The 1,001-nt window shown below is 34.5% G+C and carries 1 protein-coding gene; it reads right to left on the minus strand.

The features are described 5' to 3' along the window. On the minus strand, positions 1-929 hold a 929-nt coding region (locus tag J2746_RS14590; RefSeq protein ID WP_425342660.1), incomplete at its 3' end, for an IS5 family transposase. Positions 930-1,001: the final 72 nt, after the last annotated feature.

The raw sequence follows: 1,001 nt of genomic DNA on the forward strand, positions 1-1,001 counted from the left end.
GGCTTTGTAGAAATCCTTATTTTGACAAAAAGTATAACCTTGACATACCTGTCAAGGTTATGCACTAACATCTTGAATTTGACTTCTTTTAATTGATTCCAATACTTTTTTGCTCTTACCTCTTCACCATATTTTCTTTTCAGAACAGAGAACATTGTTTCAACTAGGTTTCTGTTATGATACAATTCTCGATCAAATTCCCACACCATTTTCCTGCGATAGAATCCCTTAATTCTCTTCCTTTTTCTTTGTCTCAAAGGAATCATAGCTATTGCATCTAGTTGTTCTCTTGTTGTCGAATGTATGTTTTCTGAATCATAGGCTTTGTCCATGACATAATAACTGGACCTACGATTTTTATGGCATTGTTTCAACAATGCCATTGCATGCTTCGCATCATGCACAGGGTTACCCGATATCTTGAAGCCAGTGACAATGAACTTTCCAGTATCAACAGAGATACTTGTTTTTAGGAATGATCTCCGTTTCTTTCCTGTTCTCCAAGAATAATAATAGCTACAGTGACCACTAGTGAATCCACTTGAATCAATAGCAGTAATCTCTATTTGCTCACCATAAGAATAGAATAGTTTTAGCGTTTGTTTCAGCAATCCAGCAAAGTAGATGGAACTTAATCTTGTAATGAATTTGTGAAGTGTAGTAAAGTGTGGAATCTGTTTAAGTCCAATTTTTGCTTTAACTTTGTCCATTAATTCAACAATTTCTACGATATCCCGATAATCCTCATCAAGATATTCTTTCAACAAAACCAACGTCAAGAGCTGATGTTGAGTGTATTTCCTTTTCGAATATTTACAACTATAGATCTGAATATGTGAGTTTCCTGATACAGCTAACGCGGTATCAACAAACTTTAAGTACTTGTTAGACAAAACACAATCATCCCCTTTGTGTTTTCGGTAGCAGATAATGCTAAGGGGACTAATCCTTTTTAAATTATTATGTTAAAATAAAATGGAAAGTAGGTTTTCTACAAAGCC

The organism is Methanolobus bombayensis, assembly GCF_017873415.1.
GTDB lineage: Archaea > Halobacteriota > Methanosarcinia > Methanosarcinales > Methanosarcinaceae > Methanolobus > Methanolobus bombayensis.